This window comes from Peribacillus sp. B2I2 (assembly GCF_041261685.1).
GTDB lineage: Bacteria > Bacillota > Bacilli > Bacillales > DSM-1321 > Peribacillus.
Genome location: NZ_JBGCCB010000001.1, coordinates 803,014 through 827,622, shown reverse-complemented (window position 1 = coordinate 827,622; position 24,609 = coordinate 803,014). Strand labels below are relative to the sequence as shown.

25 protein-coding genes, 1 pseudogene and 1 riboswitch are annotated in these 24,609 nt (G+C 39.8%); of the genes and pseudogenes, 9 read left to right on the top strand and 17 right to left on the bottom strand.

The window, feature by feature from the left end:
• Positions 1 to 99 precede the first annotated feature (99 nt).
• From ABIE66_RS04230 to ABIE66_RS04220, 3 genes are all read right to left on the bottom strand, one after another.
• Complete coding sequence (locus ABIE66_RS04230) at positions 100 to 867, bottom strand: arylamine N-acetyltransferase family protein (RefSeq protein WP_370013943.1); 768 nt, start codon at positions 865 to 867, stop codon at positions 100 to 102.
• Between the two features lie 204 nt (positions 868 to 1,071).
• Entirely contained in the window at positions 1,072 to 2,052 is a 981-nt protein-coding gene (locus ABIE66_RS04225; RefSeq protein WP_370013942.1) for an NAD(P)H-quinone oxidoreductase, read from the bottom strand.
• A 212-nt stretch (positions 2,053 to 2,264) separates the two neighbouring features.
• Positions 2,265 to 3,110 (bottom strand): manganese catalase, encoded by an 846-nt coding sequence (locus tag ABIE66_RS04220; RefSeq protein WP_370013941.1) that lies wholly within the window; start codon positions 3,108 to 3,110, stop codon positions 2,265 to 2,267.
• A gap of 300 nt (positions 3,111 to 3,410) precedes the next feature.
• Between ABIE66_RS04220 and ABIE66_RS04215 the strand changes: the two genes are divergently transcribed.
• The 3 genes from ABIE66_RS04215 (at position 3,411) to ABIE66_RS04205 (ending at position 5,180) form a co-directional block, all read left to right on the top strand.
• On the top strand, positions 3,411 to 3,929 hold the full coding sequence (locus ABIE66_RS04215) for a DUF2243 domain-containing protein (protein WP_370013940.1): 519 nt from the start codon (positions 3,411 to 3,413) through the stop codon (positions 3,927 to 3,929).
• Entirely contained in the window at positions 3,919 to 4,701 is a 783-nt protein-coding gene (locus ABIE66_RS04210; RefSeq protein ID WP_370013939.1) for a cytochrome c oxidase assembly protein, read from the top strand. Before ABIE66_RS04215 ends, ABIE66_RS04210 begins: the two co-directional genes overlap by 11 nt.
• A gap of 113 nt (positions 4,702 to 4,814) precedes the next feature.
• Positions 4,815 to 5,180 (top strand): carboxymuconolactone decarboxylase family protein, encoded by a 366-nt coding sequence (locus ABIE66_RS04205; RefSeq protein WP_289323794.1) that lies wholly within the window; start codon positions 4,815 to 4,817, stop codon positions 5,178 to 5,180.
• Positions 5,181 to 5,294: 114 nt separating this feature from the next.
• Here the strand turns inward: ABIE66_RS04205 and ABIE66_RS04200 are convergent, their stop codons facing one another.
• Entirely contained in the window at positions 5,295 to 5,930 is a 636-nt protein-coding gene (locus ABIE66_RS04200) for a spore coat protein (protein WP_370013938.1), read from the bottom strand.
• A gap of 190 nt (positions 5,931 to 6,120) precedes the next feature.
• Between ABIE66_RS04200 and ABIE66_RS04195 the strand changes: the two genes are divergently transcribed.
• On the top strand, positions 6,121 to 6,264 hold the full coding sequence (locus ABIE66_RS04195) for a hypothetical protein (protein WP_167555965.1): 144 nt from the start codon (positions 6,121 to 6,123) through the stop codon (positions 6,262 to 6,264).
• A gap of 121 nt (positions 6,265 to 6,385) precedes the next feature.
• A pseudogene (locus tag ABIE66_RS04190) lies at positions 6,386 to 6,865 on the top strand (DUF3231 family protein).
• 285 nt (positions 6,866 to 7,150) lie between these two features.
• Here ABIE66_RS04190 and thiC read toward each other — a convergent pair.
• The 7 genes from thiC to ABIE66_RS04155 all read right to left on the bottom strand — a co-directional run bounded on the left by thiC (position 7,151) and on the right by ABIE66_RS04155 (position 14,890).
• Positions 7,151 to 8,932 (bottom strand): phosphomethylpyrimidine synthase ThiC, encoded by a 1,782-nt coding sequence (gene thiC, locus ABIE66_RS04185; RefSeq protein ID WP_289327228.1) that lies wholly within the window; start codon positions 8,930 to 8,932, stop codon positions 7,151 to 7,153.
• Between the two features lie 133 nt (positions 8,933 to 9,065).
• A riboswitch (TPP riboswitch) is annotated at positions 9,066 to 9,180 on the bottom strand.
• Positions 9,181 to 9,291: 111 nt separating this feature from the next.
• Entirely contained in the window at positions 9,292 to 10,074 is a 783-nt protein-coding gene (locus ABIE66_RS04180; RefSeq protein ID WP_370013937.1) for an HAD family hydrolase, read from the bottom strand.
• Between the two features lie 183 nt (positions 10,075 to 10,257).
• The gene (locus ABIE66_RS04175; RefSeq protein WP_289323791.1) at positions 10,258 to 10,791 is read right to left on the bottom strand and encodes a histidine phosphatase family protein; all 534 of its coding nucleotides are present in this window, start codon (positions 10,789 to 10,791) and stop codon (positions 10,258 to 10,260) included.
• A gap of 402 nt (positions 10,792 to 11,193) precedes the next feature.
• Positions 11,194 to 11,646 carry a hypothetical protein gene (locus ABIE66_RS04170; protein WP_370013936.1) on the bottom strand — a complete coding sequence of 151 codons (453 nt, stop codon included), beginning with the start codon at positions 11,644 to 11,646 and terminating at the stop codon, positions 11,194 to 11,196.
• 183 nt (positions 11,647 to 11,829) lie between these two features.
• Entirely contained in the window at positions 11,830 to 12,969 is a 1,140-nt protein-coding gene (locus ABIE66_RS04165; RefSeq protein ID WP_370013935.1) for a zinc-dependent alcohol dehydrogenase, read from the bottom strand.
• A gap of 176 nt (positions 12,970 to 13,145) precedes the next feature.
• Positions 13,146 to 14,066: a glycerophosphodiester phosphodiesterase gene (locus tag ABIE66_RS04160; protein ID WP_370013934.1), complete on the bottom strand. Its 921-nt coding sequence runs from the start codon at positions 14,064 to 14,066 to the stop codon at positions 13,146 to 13,148.
• 575 nt (positions 14,067 to 14,641) lie between these two features.
• Positions 14,642 to 14,890 (bottom strand): hypothetical protein, encoded by a 249-nt coding sequence (locus tag ABIE66_RS04155; protein ID WP_289323788.1) that lies wholly within the window; start codon positions 14,888 to 14,890, stop codon positions 14,642 to 14,644.
• 500 nt (positions 14,891 to 15,390) lie between these two features.
• Here ABIE66_RS04155 and ABIE66_RS04150 point away from each other — a divergent pair, with 500 nt between their 5' ends.
• Positions 15,391 to 16,560, top strand: a complete 1,170-nt coding sequence (locus ABIE66_RS04150; protein ID WP_370013933.1) for an ATP-binding protein — start codon at positions 15,391 to 15,393, stop codon at positions 16,558 to 16,560.
• Positions 16,561 to 16,620: 60 nt separating this feature from the next.
• On the opposite strand, the gene ABIE66_RS04145 is transcribed toward ABIE66_RS04150, so the two are convergent.
• Together ABIE66_RS04145 and ABIE66_RS04140 are read right to left on the bottom strand one after the other, a co-directional pair.
• Positions 16,621 to 17,454, bottom strand: a complete 834-nt coding sequence (locus tag ABIE66_RS04145) for an ABC transporter permease (RefSeq protein ID WP_370013932.1) — start codon at positions 17,452 to 17,454, stop codon at positions 16,621 to 16,623.
• A gap of 23 nt (positions 17,455 to 17,477) precedes the next feature.
• Entirely contained in the window at positions 17,478 to 18,248 is a 771-nt protein-coding gene (locus tag ABIE66_RS04140; protein WP_370016975.1) for an ABC transporter ATP-binding protein, read from the bottom strand.
• 378 nt (positions 18,249 to 18,626) lie between these two features.
• Here ABIE66_RS04140 and ABIE66_RS04135 point away from each other — a divergent pair, with 378 nt between their 5' ends.
• Entirely contained in the window at positions 18,627 to 19,616 is a 990-nt protein-coding gene (locus ABIE66_RS04135) for an ABC transporter substrate-binding protein (RefSeq protein ID WP_370013931.1), read from the top strand.
• Between the two features lie 30 nt (positions 19,617 to 19,646).
• On the top strand, positions 19,647 to 20,540 hold the full coding sequence (locus ABIE66_RS04130) for a TauD/TfdA dioxygenase family protein (protein WP_370013930.1): 894 nt from the start codon (positions 19,647 to 19,649) through the stop codon (positions 20,538 to 20,540).
• A 184-nt stretch (positions 20,541 to 20,724) separates the two neighbouring features.
• Here the strand turns inward: ABIE66_RS04130 and ABIE66_RS04125 are convergent, their stop codons facing one another.
• Positions 20,725 to 21,312 (bottom strand): DUF6241 domain-containing protein, encoded by a 588-nt coding sequence (locus ABIE66_RS04125; RefSeq protein WP_370013929.1) that lies wholly within the window; start codon positions 21,310 to 21,312, stop codon positions 20,725 to 20,727.
• Between the two features lie 203 nt (positions 21,313 to 21,515).
• Between ABIE66_RS04125 and ABIE66_RS04120 the strand changes: the two genes are divergently transcribed.
• Positions 21,516 to 22,472: an alpha/beta hydrolase gene (locus ABIE66_RS04120; protein WP_370013928.1), complete on the top strand. Its 957-nt coding sequence runs from the start codon at positions 21,516 to 21,518 to the stop codon at positions 22,470 to 22,472.
• A 117-nt stretch (positions 22,473 to 22,589) separates the two neighbouring features.
• On the opposite strand, the gene clpP is transcribed toward ABIE66_RS04120, so the two are convergent.
• The 3 genes from clpP to ABIE66_RS04105 form a co-directional block, all read right to left on the bottom strand.
• A complete protein-coding gene (gene clpP / locus ABIE66_RS04115; RefSeq protein WP_289323785.1) occupies positions 22,590 to 23,174 on the bottom strand; it encodes an ATP-dependent Clp endopeptidase proteolytic subunit ClpP in 585 nt (194 codons plus the stop codon).
• A gap of 30 nt (positions 23,175 to 23,204) precedes the next feature.
• A complete protein-coding gene (locus ABIE66_RS04110; protein ID WP_370013927.1) occupies positions 23,205 to 23,909 on the bottom strand; it encodes a sigma-70 family RNA polymerase sigma factor in 705 nt (234 codons plus the stop codon).
• A gap of 367 nt (positions 23,910 to 24,276) precedes the next feature.
• Positions 24,277 to 24,609: a hypothetical protein gene (locus tag ABIE66_RS04105; protein WP_289323783.1), complete on the bottom strand. Its 333-nt coding sequence runs from the start codon at positions 24,607 to 24,609 to the stop codon at positions 24,277 to 24,279.

The window sequence follows — 24,609 nt, the reverse complement described above, 5'->3', positions numbered from 1 at the left end:
AAATTAGATCGTCTCATAAATCAATGAGGTCCCATGAAAGTGAACATACTACTTATAAATGGACTATCCAGCACGTCTTTGATATTCAGACCTATTCACTTATCTATCAAAGTGTTTTTTCAATAACTCTTTAAATCGTGTGCCATCTATTTCTTCTTTCGTCATTTTCCCATCGTCCCACTGTGTAAAGGATGTATCAGTTAAAGTGATGTTCCCGCTGTTTGTCAGACGAGTGATTAATGGATGCTTATTAAATGGCGATTGGGGATTTTCCCTGATGATCGTTTGGATCTCATTAAGTTCCGCTACATTTCCTAAGGGTTTTGACGAATCGAATGCATACCCTATTTTCCAATCGGGATCCTTATGTTTCAGCTTTAATTCTAGGATATGATCTCCATGGTCGGTACTTTCTTTTTTTATCCTGAATTCACCATTTGGTGAAACGACCGTTTTTTCATTTAACGGAACTGGTTTTAATGGCAGATTCCCACCAAATCCCGTATCGACTAAATAGGTTTGGCCCTCATGGTTCAAAAGAATGGTGACATGGGTCCTTCCTATGGTCATCCACCCTTCTTTATAGATGACACCCCTAACCAAGAATACATCAAAGTCATTTTCCATTAGGAAAAAGTAAAGGGCTGTATTCAATTCATAGCATAATCCCCCCTCATTCCTCACGAGGACTTTTTTCTTGATATTCTCTTTGTTGATATCACTCAGATGGGATGCCATGATTGAAAAGTTTTCAAAAGGAATGGTTTGCGCTGTCTTTTCAAGAATTTCATCTAATTTATCAAAAGTCAGTTTCACATCTGCCTGGAACCCTATTCTTTTCCTGAATAATGCATTCAGTTCATTCATCACGATTCCCCCCTTAAGTCCATTACCGATGAAGAGTATCTAAACCTCTATTTATATTCATTATACTTTGCCCATATTTCATTCATCAATCAATCGACATTAACAAAAATCGACATTACTCCTTCCTCATTAAAAGAGGTCGCCCAATAATGTAGTATTTCTGGGCAACTTCTTCCATTTATGCACCAAAGAAGCTTTCTTTAATCATTCATTTACCTGTAAGATGATTTTACCTAAGTTCTTATTGGCTTCCATATGTTCATGCGCCCTTTGTACTTCTTCAAAAGGAAAGACACGATCCACGATTGCCCTGATTTCATTTTGGAGGAATAACGGCATCGACTTTGCAACAAATTCTTCCGTTAACTCTTTTTTATATTCATCACTCCGAGGAGTTAATAGAGTGCCTTTTAATTGAACTCTTTTTAATAGAAGTTCCATCAAGTTCACCTTCTCGACTACAGTTCCTCCTAGAATGCCTATCAGTACCCATCTTCCATCAGTCTTTATGCTTTTAAGGTTTTTCTCCCAGTAAGAAGCACCGATGAAATCCAGAATGACATCCACTCCTTGATTATTTGTAGCTTTCAGTACTTCCTCATCGAAAGATTGTTCTTTATAGTTGATACAGATATCCGCTCCTAGAGAGTGACAGAAATCCAATTTTTCCTTTGAGCCGGCTGTAGTGATGATTTTCGCTTTTGTCAATTTTTTTGCCAGTTGGATGGCTGCAGTGCCTACACCGCTTCCGCCAGCATGAATCAATACCGTATCATGATCTGTCAATTCACCTAACCAAAATAAGGTTTGATACGCAGTCAAGAAAACTTCAGGAATCGCTGCTGCTTCTTCAAATGACAGGTTATCCGGTATCTTCATCGCTCTATCAGCTGGCATCACGGCATATTCAGCATAACCGCCGCCATTTACAAGGCCCATCACCCTTGTCCCTAATTCTATATTCGCACCTTCCCCTGTTTCCACCACTTCCCCAGAAACTTCAATCCCTAATATTGGATTGGTCATATAACCGGATTTTCCTTCTCGTGAAACAATATCCGTTCTATTTATTGCAGAGGCTTTCACCTTAATTAAAATTTCCCCTTTTCCCAGCATGGGCTTCGAAAAATCCTTAAATAGTAATTGTTCAGCACCACCCGGTTCTTTAACCACTACTGCTTTCATTTGTCACACTCCTTACAAATTATATTAGTGACCGCCCTTTAAAATGGTTTGTCTTGATGATGGAAACTATGCTACTCCAATAAATATCCATAAGCAAATAATTAGGTTTTGATCATATAGAAGGATAGTGATAAATCGGGAAACCTAGTCGAATAAAAAAAGCCGATGTCCCTTTTGGGTCCATCGAGCTTTTCTTTAAGAGTACTATCTCTTTACCTTTTATTAAGTGCTTGATTTCTATCGAGGTCATGATGCAACTCTGCTGCCGGAACCTTAGGGTTAGGAATCTGCCCTTTTGCTACTGGTTCTGCTACATAAACAAAATCTCCTGTTCCATCTGGGGCGCTTCCTGTTGCCCACAGGCCGTCTCCTGATTCATTACCTTCCGACAAGTTCCAGAATTCGTACGCTTCAGGTTGAGATTCCATTTCCGCTTCCGGTGGAAATGACGCAGGAACGACCACGCCATTTTTCTCTTCAAGTTCCGCAATTGCTGCCATCCATTGATATTGGTGGTAACGGTCACGGGCTAACATTTTACGGAACGTAGCACGAACCCCTTCATCTTTTGTCATATGATATAAACGGGCAACTTGAAGACGTCCTTGACTTTCAGCATGCAGATTCGACCGCATGTCCGCTAGTAAATTTCCGCTCGCTACAATATAAGATCCGTTCCAAGGCACCCCATTCGAGTTGGTTGGCAGTCCGCCAAGTCCGCTCACGAGCAAATGCTGGGGGTTGATCCCACCCATGATCGCTGCTGTAGCAGGGTCTTTTGCGGCTTCTGCCTGATCTTCCGGAGAAGCGCCATCAAGCAATTGACTAATGAGCGAACAAAGCATTTCTACATGTCCAATTTCCTCTGTACCAATATCCATCAGCATATCTTTGTATTTTTCTTCTCCACGGCAGTTGAAACCTTGAAAAAGATATTGCATCATGACAGTCATTTCCCCAAACTGTCCACCTAACACTTCCTGGATTTGACGGGCAAGCATTGGATCTGGTCGATCTACCTTCACTTCAAATTGCAATTCTTTTTGATGACGAAACATATTAACTCCTCCTTCTATTATAGGTTAATTTTTATGATCTACGGTTTTTTATTACCCGCTTGTCCATCCTTGAAACATGTATTACGTTATAATGAACATCAATTAGAAAAAATTTACAGACAGTTAATAATGGCGACTAAACGTAAAGCCAAGGATTATCTTAGGTCTATGAACGGCTCAATAAATAAGTGTTATAAAGGTCCATTTACCTGTCTATAACTTTACAAAACAGGGTAAAGTAAGGAGAACCATATATAGAAAAAAAATCCATATCAAAGAAACCCAAAAGGAGGATGAAAATTGGATTTCAAGCCCAGAAATCAAAAAGATCAATCCATTTCGGAAATACGTTATACTTATTCCGCTCGTAATCTATGGTCCGGTTTTCTATTCGGAATCGGACTGGTCGCATTCATCGATGAGGCCATCTTTCATCAACTATTACATTGGCACCACTTCTATGACAAGTCCACATCCAATATCGGGCTAGTCTCGGATGGTTTATTTCATGCCCTAAGCTGGTTCTCGACGGTCGGTTCTTTATTCTTGTATGCTGACCTTCGTCGTCGAAAGGGATTATGGCTGAAAAGATGGACAGGAGGAGTTTTACTCGGGGCTGGTTCATTTCAGTTATACGACGGGATCATCCAGCACAAGCTCATGCGACTCCATCAGATCCGTTACAATGTCGATATTCTCCCATACGACTTGATTTGGAACATTGCTGCCACTGTCATGATCTTGATCGGCATTACCCTCGTCATTCGAACAAGGCGCAGCTTAATTATAATGAAAGAAGACGGCAGAAATGCACAGTAATGGACATATTCATGAAAATGGAGCTGGCATTGAGCCGATATTATGGATTCTATTCGCGCTTGTTATTGTGATTTATATCGCAGCTGGCGTAGTTTCGAACCGCCGCTACAAAAAATGGCCCTTATACCGTACGTTCTTTTGGATTCTTGGCATCATCTGTGCCGCTTTTGCAATCATTGGTCCAATAGCCAATCGCGCTCATATGGACTTCACGGCACATATGGTCGGTCATTTACTGCTTGGAATGATTGCACCCATCCTACTGGTGCTTGCTGCTCCCATTTCTCTTGCACTTCGAACACTGGATGTGCCATCTGCAAGACGTCTTTCAAAGGTGTTGAAAAGTTGGCCGTTGCGCATATTAAGCAATCCAATCCTTGCCTCCGCACTTAATATTGGGGGGCTTTGGATACTATATACGACTGGGTTATATGGGGTGATGCAACAGAATGTCCTTCTGCATGCATTGGTTCATTTTCACGTGTTCATTGCGGGTTATCTATTCACTGCCTCGATGATTTATATGGACCCGTCACCCCATCGGTTCAGCTTCATGTTTCGAGCTATCGTATTTGCCATTTCACTGGCAGGCCATGATATCCTTTCTAAATATATTTATGCCCATCCGCCAAGCGGAGTCACTAAGGAACAAGCGGAAAGTGGAGGCATGATAATGTACTATGCCGGTGATGCCATTGACCTTGCACTTATCTGCATCCTTTTCTATCAATGGTTCAAAGCCACCCGTCCTAAGGAATCACTTGCCTTGTAACAGGAACGGTTAAATGATTACTTCAGTAAACTCCTGTGTTTCTGTTTAATCGTTCAACATTTAGCTCATACTAATTTTTGATGAAAAAAATTTAGGATGGAGCTGAATGGAAAATGGAATTTGAAGCTAACAATTCTACTGAAAATGCTCTTCGTGATTATAAAGCTGGAATCGGTGCCTTTACGCATAAAATGCCAGACCTCGCTGAGAAATTCAATGCCTTTACGGAAGAGTGCTTCAAAGAAGGTCAATTATCCAAGAAAGAAAAACAGCTTATCGCACTAGGGATAAGCTTATATTCACAAGATGAATACTGTATTATCTATCATACAAAAGGATGTCTTGATCAAGGGTGTGCGGAACAAGAAATTCTGGAAGCCATTGGAGTGACCGCAGCATTTGGCGGAGGAGCTACCATGAGTCAGGCAGTAACCCTTGTCCAGGAATGCATCCAGGAAATAAATCAGATGAAACAGTAATAAAGAAGGGATAGGACATTTAGTCCTACCCCTTCTTTATGTTCTTGACTAAGAAATCCAGTTATATAGCCGTTTTCAGTTCCTCATTGCAAAAATAACTGTCACATATAGCTTTTAATGACTTATGTTGTTATTTCTTTGTGCGGGTGCATATGAATTCATCATCTGTTGCATATCCTGCTGTGCAAGCTGTGGAACTTGGTAGTAATGATGTTTGTTTTGATATAACGAAATCTCGTATGCCATTTCAATGCAGTTCGGAACGGAATCTGCAAATACGCGGCGAACCACCGGATTCGTTATTTCAAGAGCAGCCATCGCTTTCAAGGATGCTGCAGACTTAACAGCTCCAAGCATCATACCTGAAATGCATTCATCCGTAATTTCCGAGACGGATTGCAAAGGTTTCTTTGGCTGTGTTGGAGTCAATCCATATATAAAATCGTTACCTTGATTCATTTTGTAGCTCTGGGTCGGTTTAGAAGGATCCTGGCCCGTTTGGAAGCACTCCAATGTAATATTATATTCATCTTTGATGAACTGATATTGACGATCCAAAATATCCAGCAATTCCTGATCCTGTACATGCTGACGCAAAAGCATATATGTGTTTAATGTACCAATCGTTCCCGATAACACTTCATGTACATCGAATACTTCATGACCTCCGTGATTCATTTGTGGAGGAATAGCACCCGTTTGCATGTTCTGGTGTACTTGACCTTGTTGATATTGATTTTGATTTTGCATTGTATTTCCCTCCTCGTTTTATCAATCATGCGAACAAGTTTAGTATGTTAAACCCCAACAGGATTATTCAACCTAAACTCTTCCATGAAGACCAATTAAGCTACCTCCATCATGTTGTCTGTTTGTCTGTATAAAAAAACCGAGACGTTTTAAACTATAAACACCTTTAATATGTATGGGAGGATTTCTAATGACACATAAATGCTTCTATTGTACTGACGACACAGAAGAAAAAAAAATCCATGTTGTAACGTTTCAAGTTACTGACACGGATAGAAATGAAATGCTTTGTGATGAATGTTATCAAGAATGGCTGCAAGGAATAAAAGGTTAGTATAAAAAGCCCTCAAATAATCTCAAAAATGATTAAGTATAGGGCAACTTAAATTCGTTTCACACAGTACAAATATATAATGATTATGGGAATTTTAAGCGTAAATCCGAAAGAATAGCCTATGCATTATGGTGACGTATTTGGGCCATGGCCATTTCAAGCAAACAAAAGGGTTGATTGCATGTCATCAAACCATGCTTAATCATTCTGGTGATAAGGACTGATAAGGACCCTACATAAATTCCTTGTAGAAGTGATCAATCAAGGTAAACAGGAAAATGACCATTGAATTATCATTAAAAGAAAATAACGTAGGACTGCCTCCATCACTACCTGAAAGGCCTATAGCTAATTTAGAGGATATTCCCGTGGGGGCAAGACTTCAAGATCCTGAAATCTCCGCTTCAGTATCCATTGATATTAGTGCAGGATTAGTTGCTTGCAGCCAGATCATGGTCAATGCATCCACGAAGATATTGCGGAAATGTTTGCACAATTCCACACAAAAAAAGCGGCATTGAGTGCTGATTTCCTAAGATTAAATAAGGAAAAAGGATGGCTGGTCCCTCCTCCTCTTCATATTAATAAAACAAGTTCGTAAAACATGGATGAAATATCCCCTTAATCATGTTGGCTGAATCTCCAACATGATTAAGGGATTGATTTCCGTATGAAAGGAAGATTAATGAATCACTACCATTGCAGACTTTCGATTAAGTGGCACTTTGTGCATTCTTGACTATAATCATTTTTTATAAATTCATGATTACAATTCTCCCGAAAAATGTTCAGCTCTCTTTTCAGCTGTTCCAATTGAGTTTCCAACTGTTTCATTTCAACTTTTATCTGGATTACCCGATTCATCGAATTCTCCCTCTCGTCCGAATCATTGATAGATTTTTCCGTCCGTTTTCCTAAATTCATTGGCTTTTTCTTTAAGCCCTTCATCGATTACCGACTCAAAGCCCAGACCCTTTTCTTTCGCCAAATCACGGATGTCCTGTGAGATTCTCATACTACAGAATTTAGGTCCGCACATTGAACAGAAATGGGCTGTTTTGGCACCTTCAGCTGGTAGAGTTTCATCGTGATATTCAACCGCCCTTTCAGGGTCGAGAGAAAGATTGAACTGATCTCTCCAACGAAATTCGAATCTAGCCTTAGAAAGGGCATCATCTCGTTTTTGTGCATGCGGATGGCCTTTTGCAAGGTCAGCTGCGTGGGCTGCAATTTTATAGGTAATGACCCCTACTCGAACATCCTCTTTATTCGGAAGTCCCAGATGCTCTTTCGGTGTCACATAACAAAGCATGGCAGTTCCAAACCATCCAATCATGGCAGCACCAATTGCAGAAGTAATATGATCGTACCCAGGTGCTATATCCGTTGTTAATGGTCCTAGGGTATAGAATGGTGCTTCTTGACACACTTCCAGCTGCTTATCCATATTTTCTTTAATTAAATGCATAGGTACGTGACCGGGTCCCTCAACCATGACTTGAACATCGTGCTTCCATGCAATCTTCGTCAGTTCCCCCAATGTTTCCAATTCAGCAAATTGAGCCTCATCGTTTGCATCTGCAATGGATCCAGGACGGAGGCCGTCGCCTAATGAGAAAGAGACATCATATGCCTTCATGATTTCACAAATCTCTTCAAAGTGAGTATAGAGAAAGCTTTCTTGGTGGTGGGCCAAGCACCATTGTGCCATGATGGAGCCCCCTCGGGAAACAATTCCCGTAACTCGCTTCGCTGTTAAAGGGATATATCGCAAAAGCACACCAGCGTGTATAGTGAAGTAATCGACACCTTGCTCGGCCTGCTCGATTAATGTATCCCTAAAAACTTCCCAATTTAAATCTTCCGCGACTCCATTCACTTTTTCCAATGCTTGATATATCGGAACAGTTCCAACTGGCACAGGCGAATTCCTGATAATCCATTCCCGGGTGGTGTGAATATTCTTTCCGGTGGAAAGATCCATTATATTGTCGGCTCCCCATCGTGTAGCCCAAGTCATTTTCTCCACTTCATCTTCGATCGATGAACTAACAGCTGAGTTTCCGATATTCGCATTTATTTTCACATGAAATTTTCGTCCGATGATCATGGGCTCACTTTCAGGGTGGTTAATATTTGCCGGAATGATCGCCCGTCCGCTAGCTACCTCTTCTCTTACAAACTCAGGGGCAACATTTTCCCTGATCGAAATGAATTCCATTTCTGGGGTAATGATACCTTTACGGGCATAATGGAGCTGGGTTACGTTTTGCCCTTCCATCGCTCGCAATGGTTTTCTTTTCAATCCCGGAAAAATTTCTACTTTGGATTGTGAATCCACTTTTCTATACCCATTATCTTCTGGTTTTATTTCACGTCCTTCATACTCTTCAACGTCTTCCCGTTCCAGGACCCAGTTGCGTCTAATCGGGGCAAGACCTTTATGAATATCAATGGGATATTCTGAATCCGTATAGAAACCGCTTGTGTCATAAACTCGTAAAGGCGGATTCTCCTCTTCGCCGAATGCCCCTGTAGTCGGACTTAGCTTAATTTCACGCATAGGTACTTTAATATCAGGTCTAGATCCCTCAACATACACTTTTTTACTCCCAGCAAAACTGGACATAATTGAAACGTTCATGTCATTTACTGAATTACTCATGATTTCATTTCTCCTTTTTAAGTTCATTTAAAAAGGACAAAATCCAATCCATTTCGCACGAAAAAGCCAGGTCTCATATTTAAGACCCGGCTAACGTTAGTATGACTACAGAAATGACCAATTGAAATGGTCATTGTTTAGTAGATTCTAACTTCCCCACGCTGGTATGAACCAGATCAGGTCCTGAGGGTTAAGAAGCTTAAGCGCTTCTCTCTCAGCCCAACTTTTATTGGACACCCCTAGTCTAAATAATTTAATTGATTACAGGGTAACTATATATCACCCTTTTCACTCTGTAAATAATTTAAAAGACCTAATATTTTATTTCAACCTCTCCAAAATTCGTTACTTGAAGAGTAATTTTACAGGCTCTCAAGGATTGGGAAAAGCTCCTCTAAATGCTTGATTTCATAGGTTGGAAGCACTTCATTCCGTTCCTTATCATGGCGATTTATCCAAACCGACTTTATGCCTACCCGTGACGCTCCAAGGATATCCGTCATTAAATTATCGCCGACCATCAATACTTCATCCTTATCAAGCTCCATGATTTCCAAAGCATGCTCAAAAATGGAGGCATCCGGTTTACCTCTTCCAAACGCACCAGAAATGACGATTTGGTCGAAATAAGGAACTAGTTCAGGCGTAATTTCAAGTTTGGTGTTTTGCAGTTCAGGAGACCCGTTCGTAAGCAATAGCAATTTGTACTTCCCTTTTAATTCATCTAACACACGAAATGATTCTTCATAGATAAATGGCTTTTTGCGTCTCTCGGCCGGGAAACGTTCTGCCAGTTCAAGCCCAAATTCCGGGTCATCGATCCCTAATGCCTTCAAGCCTCCCGTCCACGCTTCTTTCCGATAAGCCGGTGCAATCCCGGCCATCTTCCGGAATTCATCATGATCATCCTGAAAATTTCCCCATAGCCCCTCAAATGGGTTGATACCGATCATTTGAGTAAATGCATATGTATCGTAAGAAGAATAAAGCTCACGCGCTTCCTTCCGCACAGCTTCTTCAAACTCGTCGACATTCAAATCATACTTCTCCTTAGCCACTTCGCATGTAGCCACAAAAGCCTCTTTTACACTTTTCTGATCCCATAGTAATGTATCATCTAAATCAAAAAAAACTGCCTTCACCAAAATGTCCACCCTCTTTCCCTATTATTGAAATCGTAAAAATTACACTATTACAATAATAAACCACAACCAATGGAAAAAGAATAATTATTCAGAAAATCCCTGCATCTTTCTTAAAATCAGCAAAATGTACGATGAACATCATACTTACCTTCTCTGATGGAAAACCCTATATTTCTTCACTTATCATCTTTCGAATACATACAGCTTTCCATTACTTGCAATCTTGAATTTTGGACCGGTGAACCCCCGTCGGATCAGCTCTTTTCTCATATATATCATGAGGGCGGCATGACTCACGATCAGAACATCCCTATCCCCCTTTGTAAAGATTTCATCCAATACCTTATTGATTCTTTGTTCAGCGATCTTAATTTCCGCCCTTGTCTGCCTGTTGAACATCGAGCAGCATCGAATCCAGATGGCCCATAGGATGAACGGCAGCTTCACTTTTCCTTTAAGAGGGGGAGAAGGTATTTCCCGCAGCTCCTCCATTCGATGAACCTTACCTGGATAGATATGTTCCGCTGTCTTGACAGCTCTCGACATATCACTGCAATAACATTCCTGCCATTCCTCCATGCCAAATAAAGTCGTTCCATAAATAATATCCGCTGCATCATAGTCCTCAAACCATTGCTTCATATCATCCGCCGTCACAGATTTCCCAGTAGGAAATTCATGTGCCACCTTAAAATGCCGTACCAAACCAATTTTCATATATTCTCCTTTTTATCTTTTTAAATATAAGTTTCTTTTTGGCTTTTCAATAGTTATGTAAAATTATACAAAAACAGGTATATGAAAACCATTAAAAACCTTACTGAATTGCACTTGCGAGTATGTGTTTTATACAATCTTACAGATTGGGTCACTGCTGAAAATGGTCCTGCAGAAGTGGTCCCGTCACATGCTATAACCAAGCGTTTACCCCTATGCTTTTTTAATACCCTTTCTTCACTTTAACCAACAAACGTAAAAATACAAGAAACGACTTTCCCTTACGAGTTCATGGAAGATGTTACAGGAGTAATAGCAATTATTAAAGGGAAAAATTTCATGGCCAGACTCTATCTGAAATTATCAAAAAAAGAGAAAGCATTTTGCCTTCTCCACATGTCGTTACCCTATGAATTGAAGTTCTGTTATCGTACATCTCTTCCTGAATTTATATTTCCCGCTCAAATCACTGAATTGATAATCATTGAGGGATTTTCCCAATTGTTCCTTTAGCTTATCCACAGTGATGGATTCCTCCACTGTCTCTTTCCAATTTTCATTTCCGATTAACTCATCGAATGGTATGGTAGTCAGGACTTCATCATAAATCTGGATGCTTTGATCGATGCCGAAGCTGCCATAGATACTGCCATTTTCTTCAGCAAAGATATGCTCCGATTCAAGTTCTTCCACCAATACTTCTAGATATTCCTTTGACTTAACAGGCTTGATGGCAATCTCTGCTTCCGCCTTTACAGGTCCCAATCTCTTATCTATGATCTCTATTGTCATTTTAACGTAAACGGGCGGATACCCAAACCCTTCACAAAGTTCCGCTGCCGAATTATATACCATCTGAACATCCTCCTTTTGTCACTATCATTATATAATATAAATCCTTCATTTCCTTACCAAAAACCCTTATTCAAGATCACTTGGCATCGTAGTTCGTTTTGAATGCCAACGCTTCTTTTTCCTATACGAACCTAACAAAGAAATCCAATGCAGCTCCATGCATTGGATTTCGCCAACTTCTTATTATGGCTTTAGCACCACTTTAAAACATTCATCTTCGTGATCATTAAAGATTTGATATGCTTCACTCGCTTTTTCGAGAGGAACTCTATGTGATATGATTTCCGTCGGGTCGAAATCTCCAGCTGTGATTTTATCAAAAAGCTTTGGCATATAGTGTATGACCGGTGCTTGTCCCATTTTTATATTAATGTTCCTTTCAAATAAATTGCCTAACGGGAACATATTATATTTGGACCCATATACGCCAGTCAGTTGGATCGTGCCGAATTTACGCACGGCGTTAATGGCAATTTCGATCGCACTTAACGTTCCACCCTGAAGTTTCAACTTTTGCTCAATCGCCTCAATCGTCGATTTCTTGCCATCCATTCCCACACAATCAATGATGACATCCGCCCCGCCTGAAGTGATTTCCTTAATATAGCCGCCCATATCGTTATACTCATCGAAGTTATACGCTTCAACCTTATTCATCTGTTTTGCCTTATTGAGCCGATAAGGAAGATTGTCGATGGCAATGACCCTTTTTGCGCCCTTCATCCAAGCGAACTTCTGGGCCATCAAGCCAATTGGCCCACAGCCCAGTACCGCTACCGTATCATCTTTCTTGACGCCTGCGTTCTCTACACTCCAATAAGCGGTTGGCAGCACATCGGACATGAACAGAAGCGCCTCATCTTCAAGTTCGCATGACTCTGGGATGACAAACGGCATGAAGTTCCCATAAGGGACCCTTAAATATTCCGCCTGTCCTCCTGGATAGTTCCCATATCGTTCCGTAAAACCAAAGTATCCTCCAGTATCCACCGCTTCATTGGGGTTGGAATTGTCACATTGACTCTCCATATCATGTTCACAATAATAACAATGTCCACAAGAAATGTTGAAAGGCAGGACAACCCTGTCCCCTTTTTTCACTTTCGATACTTCCGGACCCACTTCTTCAACGATTCCCATCGGTTCATGACCAATGACATAATCTTTATGCGTAGGCAAAGCGCCCTGATATATATGGAGATCGGACCCGCAAATCGCCGTTGAAGTCACTCGGACGATGATATCATCCTTTTGCTGAAGTTTCGGATCTTCAACTTGTTTTACCTGAATATCTTTTGCACCTTGGAAAGTTACAGCCTTCATAATCAACCTCCTGAAATATTCTTAATACAATTGATATACCCGCCAAAAAAGACTACTAAGCCTAGCAACACCTGATTTTCCCAAGAAATAAATAACCTTCTTTAAGTTGAATCCGGATCATACAAAAAAAGCCCCGGAAAACCGGGACTCACCTATGAAACACCTATTTAGTAAACTTATAAATTCCCATTGTTATTGTGCTTATACTCTCTTAGTACCTCGTTAAATACATCGGGATAATTCGTAAACAGCCCCGTTGCACCCCATTCCAGAGCCTTTTTCATGTCCGCTCTTTCATTTACTGTATATGGATGGAATTGAAGGCCATGGTCTCGAACCATCTTCACATATTGTCCGTCAACCTTACTGAAGTTCGGGCCAACTCCAATGGCATATTCCTTAATCGATTCCAATTCTTCATCAGAAATGGTTGCTTGGTTCTTATAAGAAAAAAGTTGCACAAGCGGTAACTTTGGATTCATGTCATGAACCTTCAAAAGGCTTTCTTGACTGAACGATTGTATAAGTACATTTTTGGTACGGCCCTTTGAATCTACCATTTTATAATCTTTCAAAACCTTCAGAAGTTCTTCTTCCATTCCTGGATATACATCAGGGGACTTTGTTTCAATGTAGTAATTTGCCTGCCTGCCGAATTTCTTAAAGACTTCTTCAAGAGTGGGTACCGTTAACCCTTCATATTTCTTTTTTGCCAATTGCGGATATTTTTCATTGAACCATGTACCGGCATCCAGTTTTTTGACTTCTGCCAGAGTTAAATCCTTCACCAGACCTGTACCATTCGTTGTACGATCAACCTTTTCATCATGCATCGCTATCAATCTTCCATCCTTGGTCATCTGAAGATCGATTTCTATGTAGTCGCCTTCCATTTGTTCTCCCAATTGATAAGCGGGAATGGTATGTTCAGGTGCATAACCGGAAGCTCCGCGATGTGCGACATTCACGATTTTCTTCTCATAAATAGATGAATTCGAATGATTTTCATTTGCTGCTGAAGCCCCCATAGAAGTAGCCTGCAATATAAAGGCCGCACTCATCATACATAAACCGAATTTCTTTATATTCGTTTTCATTTTCCCTCTCTCCCTCCTATTGTTACCATCATTTTAGAAGGGGAATGTGAATCTATAGCAAATATAGTGTAAAGAAATAATAAATTGGTTTAATTGGGTAAAATAACCTATCTAATAAATTACCCACAGGGCATTCATTTAGTTTGTTGTACCTAACCAAAAAGCATTCGTCTCCCCATCATGCATTTTCTTCACTCTAGTTGATACAAGAAAGTCCCGTGAAGAGAGTCGGAGTAGGAACCCACTAAAAGCCTCTTTTACTGAAAAAGTTATAAATAAAAAATGTGCTAAACATGGATACTGGTAATCCAATAAGAAAATATAAAAAGTTTCTTGGCATGTAGATATTGAAATAGTAGAAAAAAACAGTAACCCATATACCTATTACTAAATATTTCCACATTCTCTTCATTACTAAACTCCTTACTTCGCTGTTTGAACGCCAAAGCTATCAATTTTGAGTTTGTGGATATTGAAGCAGAATCCTCAATAAAAGAATTGGATTCAGAATCATAGTTTTTTTTTGCTTTTTCTTCACTAGTCATTTCGTAAGGATTGATTATTAGCGACTTATTCTAAATCGAATTCATTAGATAATAATAATTATCCAATTCAATTTCAGATGCCAATTTTTCAGTTTTTTTTGTAATTTTAACATCCTCAAGATTATCGAAGGAAGTTTCTTCTGCATTTTCAAGTGATGTTACATCTGTAATTTCTTTATTTATGTCATGAGTCGACTTAGATTTCGCAGAACTTGGACCAATAGAACTAATGATCAGTACAAGTGCAGTTAAAATGAACATAAACTTGGCTAGTTTCATAATCCATCATCCTTTCTCTACAATTTAATAGTTTTCCAAATCCATAATAAACTAAATCTATAGCTTACAAATTCCAGATATGAGATCATGTGTGTCAATGTTGACATACCAAGAGGGCCTGGGCAGAGTTGGTATTACTGGTACATTTGACGGCCTTTAGAATCCACTTCTATACGCTTTTATAGTTGTCCTTAAGTTTAATTCATATAGAAAAAAACAAAACACCTTTAAAAGCAAATATGAAGCTGAGAGCCCTAGCCTAACCAGGGTGAAGACTTTTTGAAAGGATTTTCTCAAATTCCAACTGAACCATTCGTAGAGAACAGCCCTTTTTAGAAATAGAAAGAGAGACTATCGATGACAAAATCTATCTTTTTCTAATTTACAAAAAACTAGTATCATATTACTATTAAGCAAACAGAATATTAATATTAAGGGGAATTATGTTAAAAAATTATCAATATTATCAAAACAAACACCGATTTATCCTGAAGGCATTCATGGCAATGATATCTTTTTTACTATTGGTGGGGATTTCTGTATCACCTATAAGTTGGAAAGATAATCCTTACGAGATGACATTACAGGTCATTTTAATATCGGGGATGATAATTTCTCTGTTATTTTTCTTAAAAACAGAAGTCAATTTCTATAAAACCCTATTCATTTTCTTAATTACTGTTTATTTGTATGGTAAATTCTGGATATTTTCAGACACTGCAATTATGCTGGCTTTATTTGCTATAGCACCCTTGATTCCCATTTTTCTCTTTGATAAAATTGGATTTTATATTGTCTCCACTTTAAATATCATATTAGGTCCTGCTTCCATCTTGACCATTTCGCAAACGGACCTTCAATACACTTATGAATATGTCGCTTTGGATAGTTTCGGCAATACGCTTAATTTCATCGCTATACAAATCATATTGGTATTCGTATTCATTGGAACCAATAATAGGATGGAATCCACTAATGCATTCCATAAGGAAATTCAGCAGGCCAAGCAATTGAACTCAGTCGGACAGCTCGCTGCCACCATTGCACATGAGATACGGAATCCCATTACAGTCGTAAAAGGGTTTGCCCAGTTATTAGATCAAGAGAAGGAACTGAATGAAACGGAAAAATTTTATGTACAGACCATGCTTACAGAACTTGAATATACACAAGTGATTATCAATGACTATTTGTCTTTGGCAAAACCGCAAACGGATAATATACAGGTCATTCCTTTAAATTATGAAATCCAAAAGATTTCCGATCTATTAACCAGTTTCGCCAATAATCGCAACATAGGCTTTATCCTGGATTTCCGTGACAACCTACATATTAATATGAATCCCATCGAGCTTAAGCAGATACTGGTCAATATCATGAAAAATGGAATTGAGTCAATGAACAATCCTGGATTCATCAAGGTGGAAACAGAGCAGGAACGCACTATGGCAAAAATACGAATAACGGATACAGGAATAGGTCTTTCCAAAGACCAGCTTGCAATACTCGGCACTCCATTTTATTCGCTTAAGGATAAGGGAACTGGTATCGGCCTGACCGTTTGTTATTCCATCGTTCAAAAATACAAAGGGAAAATCGTGGTGCAAAGCGAATTGAACAAGGGAACATCTTTCACCATTTATTTGCCCTTATTTAAAGAAATAGTATAAAAACACCTTTCAAACAAGAAAAAGGATGACCTTCCATCAACGGGCGGTCATCCTTTTCAATTAGGCTTTAAAACTATCTTGCCATTTCAGCAAATGGTTTTCTAAAAAGCGGACAAACGAGTCGGAGATTTTACCAGCGAGGGCAAAAAGGATGATGCCTACGAATACGACGTCCGTTTGCATGAATGAACGGGCATCCTGGATCATGAAGCCCACCCCTCTATCGGCGCCCAGCAATTCAGCGACGACCAAGCACATCCAAGCAGCACTTAAGGCTAAACGGATACCAAGTAATATATTTGGTAAAGCTGCCGGAATCATGAGCTTCGTTATTTGTTCCAGACGGCTGAACTCTAAGATTCGGGCAACATCGTATAGTTTTTTATCCACATTCCGAAGGCCCAAAAATGTTTGTAAATATAGCGGGAAAAAAGCACCTAATGCAATAAGCAGCACTTTTGATAGTTCACCAAATCCGAACCACATAATGAATAAAGGGGTAATCGCAAGTAAAGGAACTGTTCGTAACATTTGAATGCTTGGATTTAGATATTCTTCGGATTTTTTTTGCATGCCCACGATGACACCCATCATTAAGCCTAAAAAACCACCCAATGCAAAACCAAGAAGAGCCCGCGTTAAACTAATTTGTAAATGCATGGCCATTTCCCCTGACTGAACGAGATCAATGAAAGTTGTGACGATCAATAAAGGTGATGAGAATAATTGGGCAGGCAGGATTCCTATTGAACCTAATGATTGCCATGCAATCAACACGACAACGGGAAGGACCGAACCCCGCAATGCTGACTTGGCAATCTTGGATTGTTTTGTCGTTTCCCTCATGACAAGCGGCTTGTTTTGAACAACGGTCTGTGTAGACATTTTATTCATCCTTCCTTTTTTTAAAAATTTATTTAAATGCTCCAATCTTCCCTTTCCTCAGGAAGATGATCCAGTTGGGTTAAAATGACGGACCTGAATTCCTGAAATGCTTTGCTTGTTCGTGTTCTTGGATATGGTAAATCGATTGGAACGATAGCTTTAATTCGTCCTGGCTTTGCATCCATGACGACAACCTTCCTCGATAAAAAGATGGATTCATCAATATCATGGGTGACAAGCACCATCGTTGTCTTATTCCTCACCCATATTTCAAGTAAAGCCTCTTGAAGATGCGTTCGAGTGAAAGCATCCAAGGCACCGAATGGCTCATCAAGCAATAAAACTTCAGGGTTACGCAATAAGGCTCTGGCAATGGCAACACGCTGAGACATCCCACCTGATAATTGGCGTGGATATGCCTTTTCAAATCCGTTTAATTTAACAAGGGAAATCAAATCATCCACCCTTTTTCGAATGTCCGGTTTCTTTAATGGAAGGTTACCTGCAATATTCTTCTCCACGTTTAGCCATGGAAATAAGCGATGCTCCTGGAAAATGAAACCTCGGTCTTTAGAAGGGCCGCTAACCGGATGAACTCCTGCAATGATCGAGCCTTCAAAGTCTAAATCAAGCCCTGCGATCAACTTTAATAATGTGCTTTTTCCGCAGCCGCTCGGACCAATGATGGTAACGAACTCACCATTGTTGACGGTCAGATTTAACTTATCCAAAACATGGACACTTTCATTATCATTTTTAAATGTTTTGCTTACGTGATTAATTTCCAACGTCGCTACCAATATCCTCACCCTTTCTCGAATAAAAAAATAGAGATCCAGCAAAAAGGCACCTATGGTCCCTTTGCTGAATCTCTAGTTAACTAGTCGATTCAATATTTCATTTTATATTAACTTATCGATTATTTATAATCAACATCTAATACCAATTTATTTTATCGGATTAATCATAATAACAATTGACAGATTATTCTAACAGCTGTTAAGATGCATTCATACACCACTCCGCTTCACAAAGGAGCCAATTCAATAACGGTCATGTGAATCAACTGGACTACCGGAGATTCAATGAAGAGTAACCTTGCATACTCTTCGTTGAATCTCTTTTTTGTCATTAATCTGACTATCCAGAGGTGGTAAGTGTAATAAAAAGGGAGGGAATTCATGAAAAAGTATCTTAACCATTTAACCGTAGTACTACTTGCCATCATTAGCATCGCTGTATTAACAGGCTGTAATTCCGATGCCGGCAAAGCTTCCGGGAAAAGTGATCCACTTAAAGTGCATATTGCCTTAAATGGCAAGATGGGGCCATTGGTCATTGCAAAGGAAAAGGGATTGTTCAACGAAGAGTTTTCTAAACTGGATGCCCAAATCGAGTGGAGTGAATTCCCGAGTGGTCCCCCGCTTTTGGAATCCCTTGCTTCCAATCGGGTTGACCTGTCCTTTTTAGGGGATGGTGCACTGATCGCCGGCATTGATAAGAATCTGCCATTCGAAGTGATTGCACAAACAGGTCGAGGCGAGTCATCTGTCCGAATCCTGGCTCAAGCAGAAGGTAACATAAAGCAGATTGAAGACTTAAAGGGAAAAACGGTCGGTGTTGCCTCGGGGACAACCGGTCATGTTTATTTAATCAAGGCATTGAAAGCACATGGTTTAACGACTGATGATATTAAACTCATCAATTTACAACCGGATGATGCTCAAGCCGCTTTTGAAACCAAACAATTGGACGCCTGGGCGATATGGAACCCTTATTACCTTAATAATATTGAAAAAGGGAATGCTATCGCACTTAAAGTAAAAGGAAAAATATTAGCTCCTGGTGCAATCATTGCACGTACGGGGTTTGCCGAAGAGCATCCTGAAATTGTAGAGGCATATTTAAAGGTTTATAAAAAAGCTGCTGACTGGCAAATTGAAAATCCGGATGAAGCATCTGAAATTTATTCTAAAGAAACTAAATTGCCTGTAGGAACAGTCAAAACAATAATAACGGCCGAAGAACCAAATATCTTCTATACCGAAGATGCCATCAAAGCACAACAAGAATCAATCGATACTCTAGCCGATGTGGGTTATATCAAGAAATCGTTTAATTTTAAAAACCAGATCCACAATGAATACATTGATGAAGCCTTTAAAAAATAAAAAAATATATCATACAGGAGGAGATCGATTATGACGGAAACTAAAACACAACAATTAAAAGTGGTACCCGTAGCAGGAAGGATTGGAGCGGAAATTCAAGGAGTCCAATTAAGCGGAGACTTGGATTTAGCTATTTTCAGTGAAATAAAACAAGCATTAAACGATCATAAAGTCGTATTCTTCAAAGGTCAAAACCATTTGGACGATGCCAGCCAAGAAGCATTTGCCAAACTATTGGGTGAACCTTATGCGCACCCTACAGTACCGGTCAAAGACAATACTAACTATATTTTTGAACTGGACTCCGAACATGGTGCTAAAGCAAACCATTGGCATACTGATGTCACTTTCGTTCCAGAAGTTCCAAAATACTCTGTTTTAAGAGGTGTAACCATCCCTAAAGTCGGCGGAGATACAGTTTGGGCAAATACGAATGAAGCATATGAGGACCTACCGGATGGATTGAAGAAATTAGCGGACGGACTATGGGCGATCCATACAAATGAATATGATTATACTCAATTCAAACCTGCTGAAAACATTGATGATGAGGTTAAAAAGAAATATCGAGATGTATTCGAATCGACCATTTATAAAACAAGGCACCCAGTCGTCCACGTGCACGCAGAAACCGGAAAAAGGCATTTGTTATTAGGTGGCTTTGCTGGAAGAGTGGAAGGATATACAACAAGTGAATCTGAAAGATTATTAAGTATCTTCGATTCATACGTAACGCGCTTAGAAAATACCGTGCGTTGGCAATGGAGTGAAGGAGACGTGGTCATTTGGGATAACTTAGCAACACAGCATTACGCTATTGCCGATTACGGAGACCAGCACCGTGTCGTTCGCCGGGTCACAGTAGGAAAAGACGTTCCCGTAAACAAGGAGAACGAGTCCAGCAGGCTGGTTATTAAGAAATAAATCTCCTGGTATGGAGTTCCACTGCTTGTCTTACCATAAGCGAATACTTTAGTGGAATACCATCGAAAATACTTAAAAACCTCCTGAGTACTGGTTATTGCAGGAGGTTTAAGTGTTTTTTTGAACAGGTCTTGCCCACTCTTCCTTTGGCATTTTCAAAGTTCATCGTTCCCTGCAAATGGCCTCATTTAAAATTCACTTCGATGAATTCAATCTCTTCTGCCGTACTTAATGTTCCATGGGCTTTTCCCACGGTACCTTCTTTGTCTTCCCAAAAGAAGTTATGATCCTGAACGATCGTACTAAAATTAAAATCTTTCCATCTGGCAGCAATGCCTAGCAATCTATCTCTATGCTTAAAATCACTTGTATTGATTATATAATAAACTTCTTCAATAATCTTAGGGGACATTGGTATAGCTCCCCATTTATCTTGCGATCGAACCTTTTGATGAGTCATTTTATGCATGACATCCATGACTTCCATTTCGGTCGATTCTTCATCAAGTCCTGTCTCAAATTCAATCCCATCATATATCGCTGTTTTCGCTTCAAGCTCATCCGCTTTAGCTTTTGCTTCCCTTTGGGCTTTGATTTTTACATCCTCTCTTTCCCTTTCAATTTGTTCCTTGGTTTCCCTTGCTTCGATTACCAGCTGGGCTTTTTCGTACTCATTTGCGTTTTCCATGATTTTAAAGGAAGCAATTCCTAACCCGGATAATGCAACAACAGAGATTCCACTTATAAGTAAAACCTTTTGCTTTTTTTTCATAAAGACTTCCCCCAAGATATTGTTATGTTAGATAATACTTATTTTAACATACTAACTGGATGGACTATCCAGAAAAGGAATATATTCAAATTCCTCCGGCTCATCCATATTCAAAACAATTTTTGTAGTTTCGGATTTTCACAATCACCTCAAAATATTGTACTATTAAAAAATAATGGTTCGATTTTTGGAGGGAGTCTTGAGTGAAGAAATTCAGTATCGCTGCGACAAGTATTCTTGTAATTCTAGTCGTTACATATGGAGTCGCAGGAAACTTTTTTTACAATATCGCCTTAAACCCGAATAAGGAAAAAGACTTTTTAAGCAATAACCCCCATCTTGCCCAATCTGAAGCCGTTTCTGTTGAAGTCGCTGAATCCAGTAAATTGGCTGATGCGGAATTTGCCAAACAGCATCAACCGGATGAGATGGGCATTGTTTCTTCAGACCAACTAAAACTAAGTGCTAAACTTTATGAAAATAATAACCAAGACCATAAATGGGCTATTGTCGTTCACGGTTATACCGGCAATAATACACAAATGATTCGGTGGATACGCAATTTTCACGAAAATGGATACAATGTGTTGGCACCTGATCTTCGCGGACATGGAAAAAGCGAAGGAGAATACATTGGAATGGGCTGGGACGATCGGAAAGATATGCTTTTATGGATCAAGCAAATTACCGACAAAGATCCACAGGCAGACATTGCATTATTCGGGATATCCATGGGAGGGGCAACCGTCATGATGACCTCTGGGGAAAAGCTGCCTACCAATGTTAAAGTTATCGTAGAGGATTGCGGTTATTCATCGGTAATGGACGTATTCACCTATCAACTTGATGATTTGTTTGGATTGCCAAAATTCCCAGTAATGAATGCAGCCAACACAGTGACCCAGCTCCGTGCAGGCTATGATTTAAATGAAGCATCAGCTGTCAAACAAGTGCTCAAAAGTAAAACACCAATGTTATTCATCCATGGGGAAGATGATACATTCGTCCCTTATTCCATGCTGGATGACGTATACAATGCAGCGAACGTAGACAAAGATAAATTGATAATAACGGGGGCCGGGCATGGTGAAGCTGAACTAGTGGATCCGGAAAAGTATTGGAACAAAGTATGGGGTTTTGTGGATAAATATATGGAGTAATGTTGAATTATCATGAAAGAGGGTAAAAAAAAAGAAACTGCCGATATACTAATATCGATAGTTTCTTTTCGTTTTCATTTAGCTTATTTTTTGCTTTTAGATGACGCTTTTATCCAGTTAATTAACCTGAAGGATTATTTCATCGATTATACCGTATTCCTTCGCCTCACTTGCGCTTAAGAAGTAATCACGATCTGTATCCTTCGCCACCTTTTCGATAGGCTGCCCAGTTCTTTCCGAGATGATCTGATTGATATGATCCTTTAGCTTCAAAATCCTTCGGGCAGAAATTTCAATTTCCGTGGCTTGCCCCCTTGCCCCACCAAGCGGTTGATGAAGCATGATTTCACTATTTGGCAATGCGCACCTTTTCCCTTTGGTACCTGCCAATAAAAGCATGGCACCGAATGATGCAGCCATCCCCGTACATACAGTTCGGATATCAGGCTTAATATATTGCATCGTATCATAAATGGCGAAACCGGCACTAGTCGATCCCCCTGGACTATTTATGAAGATGGTAATTTCTTTATCAGGTGCATCTGCTGCCAAGAATAACAATTGAGCAACCACACTATTGGCTAAATGATCGGTGACCTCTTCCCCAATCATGATGATTCGGTCCTTTAAAAGTCTGGAATAAATATCGTATGAGCGTTCACCCTTACTGGATTGCTCAATTACATATGGAATGGTAGTCATATCTCTTCTTCCTCCTAACAAAATTATTGGCTATGCAGCCATTGAGAGTGTGTTTGAAGGAGTGAGGCATGCTTTTGAATGTATCGAACGATTCATCAGTTTAGGAACCATCGATTCACTGTTCAGGGATTTGAAAGATGGGATGCTTCTAATGAGGATATCAGGATCTTGGGCTTTTAAAGACTCTGTCATCAGGGACATGAGCCTCTGTTCCTCATCGTCTTGCCAATCTTCCGCGCAGGACAACTTACGCTCTTTAACGCCATTGTCAAAACGCTTTTTCACACGGTTCAAGATGGCCTTTACCGCCGTTTCCGTCGTGTTCAAATAATCTGAGATTTCTTTGGAGCGATAGAGGAATCCTTCCTTTAATATGAATACTACAGCTTGTTTCGGGGTAAGGGATTTTATAATATATTCAACCGTTTCAAAGGCATTTTCCCCAATTGATCCCTGCTGTTCGGTATCCAACTCTTCTAAAGATTCCTTTTTTCTTTTTCGGATCGTATCAATCCAGGAATGGCGGGCAATCGTCTTCAATAAAGCCGTTGTTATCTCCGTTTTCTTTCCATAGCCCTGCATTGCCTTCAATATCGTTTCCTGTGCCAAATCATCCCCATCCCAATTATTTTGGGTCAGGAATCGGCAAAAACGAAGCAATTCAGGATAGACTTCACGCAAAATCTTGCCGTTATCCTTCCCTTCAAAAATATCTTCCCTCAACTTATTTATCATTTTTCTCACTCCTTCAACACCCTCTATCCTATAAACGTTTCAGAAAGAGAAAAAGATATGGGGGTGAAATTTTTTTCTTCATTCTCCATATTCTATTCCATTTTTTCCATTGGATTTCCTTTCATACTAAAAACCTGTTTGGTTATGATCCAAACAGGTTAATTTCAAGGTTCTGTATGCAACCAAATAGACTTTTCCTCAGCCACCCCCGATTCGTCACCAATCATTTCAGCGAGCCCCTATTTTCTAAAACACTTAAAATCCGTGCATTTCACTCCGTTCCATTAAGCCAACCAGCCAAATCTTTGGATGTGACGTCCTTGATGTCCTTGTCGTGAATCCTGAGTTTCCATAGGAACTTAGGCTACTATTCCAAGTGTTCAATGCATTCAACCGTGTATTCACTGGGTTCCATCACGTCGGATTCAATACCAACCCAACTGGAGGCGCGACTTTCATTAGCCCTATCTTTACAATAGTTCACTAAAGAACTGGCAGGCATCTCTTCCGATTCTTGATCGCTCATCTCTTCAATATTCACTGATCGCTCGTAATGCCGTTCGCTGTCAGATATCCTTTCATTCTCCAGGTCTGCGAACATGAACATGCAGTAAAAGACCGCAATCATAATTGCCATTGTAATCAACCTTGACTTTGCCGGCATTAACTTATTTTTCAATATAGCTAAAAATCTCTTCAT

Excerpts from the sequence above, each read along its gene's own strand:
- ABIE66_RS04230 (WP_370013943.1), bottom strand. The coding sequence starts at position 867 with ATGAATGAACTGAATGCATTATTCAGGAAAAGAATAGGGTTCCAGGCA.
- ABIE66_RS04225 (WP_370013942.1), bottom strand. The coding sequence starts at position 2,052 with ATGAAAGCAGTAGTGGTTAAAGAACCGGGTGGTGCTGAACAATTACTA.
- ABIE66_RS04220 (WP_370013941.1), bottom strand. The coding sequence starts at position 3,110 with ATGTTTCGTCATCAAAAAGAATTGCAATTTGAAGTGAAGGTAGATCGA.
- ABIE66_RS04210 (WP_370013939.1), top strand. The coding sequence starts at position 3,919 with ATGCACAGTAATGGACATATTCATGAAAATGGAGCTGGCATTGAGCCG.
- ABIE66_RS04205 (WP_289323794.1), top strand. The coding sequence starts at position 4,815 with ATGGAATTTGAAGCTAACAATTCTACTGAAAATGCTCTTCGTGATTAT.
- ABIE66_RS04200 (WP_370013938.1), bottom strand. The coding sequence starts at position 5,930 with ATGCAAAATCAAAATCAATATCAACAAGGTCAAGTACACCAGAACATG.
- ABIE66_RS04195 (WP_167555965.1), top strand. The coding sequence starts at position 6,121 with ATGACACATAAATGCTTCTATTGTACTGACGACACAGAAGAAAAAAAA.
- ABIE66_RS04175 (WP_289323791.1), bottom strand. The coding sequence starts at position 10,791 with ATGAAAATTGGTTTGGTACGGCATTTTAAGGTGGCACATGAATTTCCT.
- ABIE66_RS04170 (WP_370013936.1), bottom strand. The coding sequence starts at position 11,646 with ATGGTATATAATTCGGCAGCGGAACTTTGTGAAGGGTTTGGGTATCCG.
- ABIE66_RS04165 (WP_370013935.1), bottom strand. The coding sequence starts at position 12,969 with ATGAAGGCTGTAACTTTCCAAGGTGCAAAAGATATTCAGGTAAAACAA.
- ABIE66_RS04160 (WP_370013934.1), bottom strand. The coding sequence starts at position 14,066 with ATGAAAACGAATATAAAGAAATTCGGTTTATGTATGATGAGTGCGGCC.
- ABIE66_RS04155 (WP_289323788.1), bottom strand. The coding sequence starts at position 14,890 with ATGAAACTAGCCAAGTTTATGTTCATTTTAACTGCACTTGTACTGATC.
- ABIE66_RS04150 (WP_370013933.1), top strand. The coding sequence starts at position 15,391 with ATGGCAATGATATCTTTTTTACTATTGGTGGGGATTTCTGTATCACCT.
- ABIE66_RS04145 (WP_370013932.1), bottom strand. The coding sequence starts at position 17,454 with ATGAATAAAATGTCTACACAGACCGTTGTTCAAAACAAGCCGCTTGTC.
- ABIE66_RS04135 (WP_370013931.1), top strand. The coding sequence starts at position 18,627 with ATGAAAAAGTATCTTAACCATTTAACCGTAGTACTACTTGCCATCATT.
- ABIE66_RS04130 (WP_370013930.1), top strand. The coding sequence starts at position 19,647 with ATGACGGAAACTAAAACACAACAATTAAAAGTGGTACCCGTAGCAGGA.
- ABIE66_RS04125 (WP_370013929.1), bottom strand. The coding sequence starts at position 21,312 with ATGAAAAAAAAGCAAAAGGTTTTACTTATAAGTGGAATCTCTGTTGTT.
- clpP (WP_289323785.1), bottom strand. The coding sequence starts at position 23,174 with ATGACTACCATTCCATATGTAATTGAGCAATCCAGTAAGGGTGAACGC.
- ABIE66_RS04110 (WP_370013927.1), bottom strand. The coding sequence starts at position 23,909 with ATGATAAATAAGTTGAGGGAAGATATTTTTGAAGGGAAGGATAACGGC.
- ABIE66_RS04105 (WP_289323783.1), bottom strand. The coding sequence starts at position 24,609 with ATGAAGAGATTTTTAGCTATATTGAAAAATAAGTTAATGCCGGCAAAG.